The sequence below is a fragment of the Streptomyces sp. NPDC104202 genome (genome assembly GCF_055584185.1).
The window spans coordinates 1-6,182 of record NZ_JBVJMN010000116.1 but is presented as its reverse complement, the minus strand read 5'-3'; the positions used below and the strand labels follow the sequence as shown (position 1 = coordinate 6,182).

Genomic DNA, 6,182 nt, shown 5'->3' with positions numbered 1-6,182 from the left:
CTTCCCTCCCCCCCCCCCTCCCCCCTCCCCCCCCCCCCCCCCGCCCCCCTTCCCCCCCCCCCCCCCCCCCCCCCCCCCCCCCCCCGCCCGCCGCCGAGCACACCGGCCCGGCGGCCGTGATACTCGAAGGGAGAACCCGGGGACCGCACGCTGCGAGGTGACGTCCATGAGCCGGCACACACCCACCGCGGGACAGGGCCGCACCGGTGCGGCGCACCGGTCGGGAGGCGGCGGCCTCGCGGGCGGCGGCACCGTCTTCGCCGCGGTCCTGCTGACCCTCTCGGGCGTCCTGGCCGTCCTCCAGGGCATCGCGGCCATCGCCGAGGACGACGTCTACGCCCGGGTCGGCAGCTACGTCTTCGAGTTCGACCTGACCACCTGGGGCTGGATCCACCTCGCCCTCGGGGTCGTCGTCGCGCTGACCGGCGTGGGCCTGTTCCTGCGGGCGAACTGGGCGCGGGCGGCGGGCATCTGCCTGGCCGGCCTCAGCATGATCGCCAACTTCCTCTGGCTGCCCTACCAGCCGGGATGGGCGATCACCCTGCTGGCGATGAACGCGTTCATCATCTGGGCCCTGTGCTCCAGCTGGACGCGCGCCGCCGACTGACCGCGCCCGGGTCTCCCCCGGGACATCCCGACGGCCGGTACCAGAGCCAGACAGGAGGGCTTCCGATGGCCCGGAAAGCGACCAGTGCGCTGCGCGCGGCCCACCGCGCCACCCCCGAGGAACGCGCGGCACTCGGCCGGAAGGCGCGGCGGCGCGCCCCCCGGTCGAGCCACGCCGAGTACCGTCCGCCCGCCGGCCGGACCGACCCGCTGACGATCCTGGAGGCGCAGTCGGCGACCCGCGTTCCGGAGCTCGTCCCGATCCGCTACGGCCGCATGACCGAGTCGCCCTTCCGCTTCTACCGGGGCGCCGCCGCGATCATGGCCTCCGACCTGGCCGGCACGCCCCGCTCCGGGCTCACGGCCCAGCTCTGCGGGGACGCGCACATGCTGAACTTCCGCCTCCTCGCCTCGCCGGAGCGGCAGTTGATGTTCGACATCAACGACTTCGACGAGACGCTCCCCGGCCCCTGGGAGTGGGACGTGAAGCGGCTGGCGGCGAGCCTCGTCATCGCCGCCCGGGCGAACGGCTTCGACGACGCCGAGCGCGCCCGGATCGTCCGCCACACCGTCCGCGCCTACCGCGAGGCGATGAGCCGCTTCGCCGCCATGCGCACCATCGACGTCTGGTACGCGAAGATCGACGAGGCCCGGCTGGAGGCGCTGACCAAGGACCTGCTCGCCAAGCGCGGCCGCAGGAACCTGAGCCGCGCCCTGGCGAAGGCCCGTACCCGCGACAGTCTGCAGGCCTTCGACCGGCTCACCGCGACGGCCGGCGGCCGGCCGGTGATCGCGGCCGACCCCCCGCTGCTCGTGCCGGTGTCCGACCTGCTGCCCGAGCTCCAGCGCACCGCCCTGGAACGCCAGTTCCGCCGCCTCATCGAGCGGTACGGCGACACCCTCCCCTCCGACCGGCGCACCCTCCTGGCGGACTACCGCCTCGCCGACGTCGCCCGCAAGGTGGTCGGGGTCGGCAGTGTCGGCACCCGCTGCTGGATCTTCCTGCTGCTCGGCCGTGACGACCGGGACCCGCTCTTCCTCCAGGCCAAGGAGGCGGACACCTCCGTCCTCGCCCCGTACGCGGGCGCCAGCGCGTACCGCAACCAGGGCGAGCGGGTCGTCTCCGGCCAGCGGCTGATGCAGGCCACCAGCGACATCCTCCTCGGCTGGGAGCGCGTGGACGGGATCGACGGCCGGCGGCGCGACTTCTACGTGCGCCAGCTGCGCGACTGGAAGGGCATCGCCGAACCGGAGCGGATGCTCCCCCGGGGCATGGTGGCCTTCGGCGACATGTGCGGGCTCACCCTGGCCCGCGCGCACGCGCGGTCCGGCGACCGGATCGCGATCGCCTCGTACCTCGGCGGCGGCGACTCCTTCGACCGGGCGCTCGTGACCTTCGCCGAGGCGTACGCCGACCAGAACGAGCGCGACCACCAGGCCCTCGTCGACGCCGTACGGGCGGGCCGGCTGCCCGCCGAGGACCTGCCGGCGTCCTGAACCACCGGGGCACCCGGCCGGGGACCTCCGGGGAGAGCGGCCCCGGATCGCACCGACGCCCGTTCCCGGGCCGCCGGGCCCCGCCTCACGGCGCGAGGGGAGGCCCGTCGGACCCCTCGCCCTCCGACTCCAGGCTGCGCAGCCGCCGGCCCTCCTGGACCGCGCCCAGCACGAAGCGGGCCGCCACGCCGATCAGCAGGAAGTTGGCCGTCATCTGTCCCGTGGTCAGCAGCCGCGCCACCTCGGTGCGCGGGCTGATGTCGCCGAAGCCGACCGTGCTGAACACGGTCATCGTGAAGTAGAGGGCGTCGGTGCGGGACATCGGCTCGGTGAAGCTCGCCGGTTCGCTGCGGCCCAGCAGGAAGTACGTCGCGGCGAAGAGCGCCACGAAGAAGGGCAGCGCCGTCGCCACGGCCGCGACGGCCCGCAGTCCCGGGCGCGCGGCCCGCATGATCGTGCGCACCTGCCAGGCGATGAGCAGCGCCACGAGGACGACGCCGGCGACGAGCACCGCGACGGTGCTCGCGCTGAAGGACGAGTCCAGCGGCAGCAGGTAGTAGGCAGCCAGCACGGCCGCCAGCGACATCACCGCGTGCACCGCGGTGAAGACCGCCGACCGACGGCTGCCCGGATTCCCGTCCACGTTTCCCCTCTCGGTCGCACGGCACGGCGTGGCCGCGCCACGCGCTTCCGGCGGGCGGTCACTGTCCCCGGCCGCCCGGGCCCCACACGGCAGGCGCGCCGGGGCGTCACCGGTGCGGCGGCCCCGCCGCACCGCCGATCGGGTGACGGGGCGCGGGGCCGGTTCCCGCCCGGAATGCGGTGCGCCCCGACGCGGCGCACCCTGGAGGCAGTTCGACCGCCGGACCGCGGCTGCCCGCAGGGGTGCCCGCGGCCCGTCACGACCGGCAGGAGATCGGCGATGAAGGACTCGATGGTGAACCTGGCAGTGGACTACCCGCTGCTCAACATGTTCTGGACCATGCTGATGCTCTTCCTGTGGGTCCTGTGGTTCATGCTGCTGTTCCGCATCATCGGAGACATCTTCCGCGACGACGAGCTGGGCGGCTGGGGCAAGGCCGGGTGGACGGTCTTCGTCATCCTGCTGCCGTTCCTGGGCGTGTTCGTGTACCTGATCGCCCGCGGGCGGTCCATGGGCGAGCGCGAGCTGAAGCGGGTGCAGGAGAACCAGGAGCAGTTCCGGTCCTACGTGCGCGAGACGGCCGGGACAGGCGGGGGCGGCGGGCACGCGGAGGAGCTGTCGCGGCTCGCCGAGCTGAAGAACAGCGGCGCCATCACGGAGGCCGAGTTCGCCCAGGCCAAGGCGAAGGTCCTCGCGAGCTGACCGGGCCGGGCACGGCAGGCGTCGGCGCGGGGTGGTGAGCGCCCGTGGTCCTCGACCTGTTCCTCATCGGCCTGGCCATCGCGCTCTACCCGCTGCCGGGCATGGCGCTGGTGCTGGTGCTCTCCGCGCCCCGCGGGGTGTACAAGGGGCTGGCCTTCATCGCGGCCTGGCTCGCCTGCCTCGTCGCCGTGATCGCCATGGTCCTGCTCTTCACGGGCGGACAGCCGCCGGCGCCCCGCTCGCCGCCGTCGCTCGCCGCCCTCGCGGCCACGCTGGTCATCGGCCTGAGTCTGATCGTCTACAGCGAGCACCGGCGCCGCCGCAGCCGCCGCATCGCCGCCGCGTCCGCTGCGTCCAGGGCGGCCGGGAGCGAGCAACGGGCCGCGGACGACGAGGGGTCCGGACGTTCCCTGACCTCGCGGATGGACCAGGCCACCGGGTGGTCGGCGGCCGGGCTTGCCGTCCTCCTCCAGCCCTGGGGCATGGTGAGCGCCGCGGCCGCCACCGTGGTGAAGGCCGACGCCTCGCACGTCCAGTCCTTCCTGGCGCTCCTCGGCTTCTGCGTCCTGGCCACCTCCACCCTGCTGGCCATGGAGCTGTACACGGTCTTCGCGCCGGAGGACGCACAGCGGGACCTGACGCGGCTGCGGGGGTGGCTGTCGCGCCACAAGGACCAGGCGATCGTCCTGCTCTGCCTCCTCCTCGGGCTGTGGCTCGTCGGCCGGAGCCTGTACCAGCTGACGGGATGAGCCCCGGCCGGGGGCGGTGCGACCCCGCGCGGATGTCGGATCCCGCACCCGGGATCACAATGGGCGATATCCACCCTTCCTCCCTGATCGGAGACCTTCGATGAAGGACCTCAAGTTCGAGCAGAAGCGCTCGATGACACGCCTGGAGGCGGCCGACCAGCTCGCCGCGCTCGCGGCGGCGCTGCGGGAAGGCGGCGACGTCGAACTGGAATACGGCCAGGGGACGCTGAGCCTCCACATCCCCGAGGACCTCCGCACCGAGGTGGAGGTCGAGGTCGGCAACGGGGAGATCGAGCTGGAGATCGAGTTCACGTGGCCGACCGCACGGGCCCGCAAGGCCCGGGAGAGCGGGCGGGAGAAGCCCGCGCCGGCCGCCGGGGCACCGGAGGCGGAACCGGCGAAGGCCCCGCCGCGCCGCAAGAGCGCGTCCGCCAGGACCGCGCGGACCGCCACCGGGACCAAGCGGAGCGCCTCCGGCACGAAGAAGACCGCCGGCTCCCGGCCGCCCGCCGCGAAGAAGTCCTGAGCGGCGACCGAGGAGGCCGTCCATGGCGGAGACCGACACCCGCCCGGAGGAACCCGGCGGCGGGGAGCAGCCCCCGGAGGCGGACCGGCTGCGCGACCTGCTCCTCGCCCCCGGCTACCTCAAGGTCCTCACCGTCTCCGCCCTGATCGGCGTCCCGGTCTCGCTCGTCGCGTTCTGGTTCCTCGTCGGGCTGCACGAACTCGAACACCTGCTGTGGGCCGACCTGCCGCACGACCTGGGCTGGGACACCCCGCCCTGGTGGTGGCCGCTGCCCCTCCTGCTGGTCGCGGGGGCCGTCGTCGGACTGGTCGCCGCGCGCCTTCCCGGCGGCGGTGGCCAGGTCCCGGCGTCCGGCCTGCACGCCGGCGGCGCCTCACCGGCCTTGCTGCCCGGCGTCGTGATCGCCGCGACCGCGTCCCTGCCGCTCGGCGCCGTCCTGGGACCGGAGGCGCCGCTCATCGCCCTCGGCGGCGGGCTGGCCCTGCTCGTCCGGGACCTGACGCGTGGTCCGGCCACGCCCGCCACGACCGCGCTGCTCGGCGCGGCGGGCGCCGCGGCCGCCATCGCCGCGATCTTCGGCAACCCGCTGGTCGCCGCGGTGCTCCTGATGGAGGTGGCGGGCGCCGGCGGCCCCCGGCTGTTCGCGGTCATGCTGCCGGCGCTGCTCTCCAGCGGCGTCGGAGCCCTGGTCTTCACCGGCTTCGGTCGCTGGACCGGGCTGCAGACCGGCAGCCTCTCCCTCCGCCTGCCGACGCCCTTCCCCGCGCTGGACGTCGGGGACGTGCTCTGGACGATCCCGATCGCCCTCGCCGTCGCCGTCCTCCTGCACCCGCTCCTGAGGACGGCCCGCCGCGTCGCCGCCTTCGTCGCCGCAGGCGTGGTCGCCCGCACCGCGCTCTGCGCCCTCGCCGCGGCGGCCTGCGCGGCGCTCTACGCCCTGCTGACCGACCGCTCCCCCGCCGACGTGGCCCTGTCGGGCCAGGCCACCCTGGGACAGCTGGCCGCCGATCCGCACGCCTGGGGGGTCGGCGCCCTCGTCGCCGTCCTCCTCCTCAAGGGGACCGCGTACGCCCTCTGTCTGGGCAGCCTCCGCGGCGGCCTCGTCTTCCCCGCCCTCTTCCTCGGAGCCGCCGCAGGCGTCCTGCTGGCCCCCCTGCCCGGCCTCGGCCTCGTCCCCGCCCTGGCCGCCGGCATGGCGGCCGCCACCGCCGCCACCCTCCGCCTGCCCGTCAGCAGCGTCGTCCTCGTCGTCCTCCTCCTCGGCGGCACCGCGATGATCCCCGTCGTCATCCTCGCCGCGGTGATCGCCTTCGTCACCACGGAGATCCTGCCGAAGGCCAAGGCCCCACCTCCCCCGTGAGCGAGAACGGCCGCGGGGGGGGGGGGGGGGGGGGGGGGGGGGGGGGGGGGGGGGGGGGGGGGGGGGGGGGGGGGGGGGGGGGGGGGGGGGGGGGTGGTC

General features: G+C 75.0%; 7 protein-coding genes. 6 read left to right on the top strand and 1 reads right to left on the bottom strand.

Annotation, left to right across the window (positions count from 1 at the left end):
• Positions 1-166 precede the first annotated feature (166 nt).
• Together ACZ60W_RS36865 and ACZ60W_RS36860 are read left to right on the top strand one after the other, a co-directional pair.
• Positions 167-607: a DUF7144 family membrane protein gene (locus tag ACZ60W_RS36865; RefSeq protein ID WP_469759774.1), complete on the top strand. Its 441-nt coding sequence runs from the start codon at positions 167-169 to the stop codon at positions 605-607.
• A gap of 65 nt (positions 608-672) precedes the next feature.
• Positions 673-2,103 carry a DUF2252 domain-containing protein gene (locus ACZ60W_RS36860; RefSeq protein ID WP_469759773.1) on the top strand — a complete coding sequence of 477 codons (1,431 nt, stop codon included), beginning with the start codon at positions 673-675 and terminating at the stop codon, positions 2,101-2,103.
• An 85-nt stretch (positions 2,104-2,188) separates the two neighbouring features.
• Here ACZ60W_RS36860 and ACZ60W_RS36855 read toward each other — a convergent pair whose 3' ends face one another.
• Positions 2,189-2,746: a potassium channel family protein gene (locus ACZ60W_RS36855; RefSeq protein ID WP_469759772.1), complete on the bottom strand. Its 558-nt coding sequence runs from the start codon at positions 2,744-2,746 to the stop codon at positions 2,189-2,191.
• A 279-nt stretch (positions 2,747-3,025) separates the two neighbouring features.
• On the opposite strand from ACZ60W_RS36855, the gene ACZ60W_RS36850 reads away from it, so the two are divergent.
• The 4 genes from ACZ60W_RS36850 to ACZ60W_RS36835 all read left to right on the top strand — a co-directional run bounded on the left by ACZ60W_RS36850 (position 3,026) and on the right by ACZ60W_RS36835 (position 6,083).
• Positions 3,026-3,448, top strand: coding sequence for an SHOCT domain-containing protein (locus tag ACZ60W_RS36850; RefSeq protein ID WP_469759771.1), 423 nt, complete (start codon positions 3,026-3,028; stop codon positions 3,446-3,448).
• A 44-nt stretch (positions 3,449-3,492) separates the two neighbouring features.
• On the top strand, positions 3,493-4,197 hold the full coding sequence (locus tag ACZ60W_RS36845; RefSeq protein ID WP_469759770.1) for a GAP family protein: 705 nt from the start codon (positions 3,493-3,495) through the stop codon (positions 4,195-4,197).
• 100 nt (positions 4,198-4,297) lie between these two features.
• On the top strand, positions 4,298-4,723 hold the full coding sequence (locus tag ACZ60W_RS36840; protein ID WP_469759769.1) for an amphi-Trp domain-containing protein: 426 nt from the start codon (positions 4,298-4,300) through the stop codon (positions 4,721-4,723).
• Between the two features lie 22 nt (positions 4,724-4,745).
• Complete coding sequence (locus tag ACZ60W_RS36835) at positions 4,746-6,083, top strand: chloride channel protein (RefSeq protein ID WP_469759768.1); 1,338 nt, start codon at positions 4,746-4,748, stop codon at positions 6,081-6,083.
• Positions 6,084-6,182: the final 99 nt, after the last annotated feature.